General features: G+C 53.0%; 1 protein-coding gene. It reads right to left on the bottom strand.

The window, feature by feature from the left end:
• A partial coding sequence (locus tag NNO04_RS22525) for an EF-Tu/IF-2/RF-3 family GTPase (protein ID WP_271446533.1) occupies positions 1-677 on the bottom strand: 677 nt, incomplete at both ends.

Below are 677 nucleotides of genomic sequence, written 5' to 3' on the forward strand. Positions count from 1 at the left end.
CCTTCCGGCAGTTCGATGGTGCCAGTCACGTCAGTTGTACGGAAGTAGAACTGCGGACGGTAGCCTTTGAAGAACGGAGTATGACGGCCGCCTTCGTCTTTGGACAGGATATAAACTTCAGATTCGAACTTGGTGTGCGGCTTGATGGTGCCCGGCTTAGCCAGTACCTGACCACGTTCGATTTCTTCACGTTTGATACCACGCAGCAGAACACCAACGTTCTCACCAGCACGGCCTTCGTCCAGCAGTTTGCGGAACATTTCAACGCCGGTACAGGTAGACTTGGCAGTCTCTTTGATACCAACGATTTCAACTTCTTCGCCCACTTTGATGATACCGCGCTCTACACGACCGGTAACAACGGTACCACGACCGGAGATGGAGAATACGTCTTCGATAGGCAGCAGGAACGGCTTGTCAATCGCACGCTCTGGTTCCGGGATGTAAGAATCCAGGAAGCCAGCCAGTTCGATGATTTTCGCTTCCCACTCAGCGTCGCCTTCCAGCGCTTTCAGAGCAGAACCACGAACGATCGGCGTGTCGTCGCCCGGGAAATCGTACTGAGACAGAAGTTCACGAACTTCCATTTCTACCAGTTCCAGCAGCTCTTCGTCATCAACCATGTCGCATTTGTTCAGGAACACGATGATGTACGGAACGCCTACCTGACGACCCAG

Source organism: Citrobacter sp. Awk 4 (assembly GCF_028069725.1).
Taxonomy (GTDB): domain Bacteria; phylum Pseudomonadota; class Gammaproteobacteria; order Enterobacterales; family Enterobacteriaceae; genus Citrobacter_D.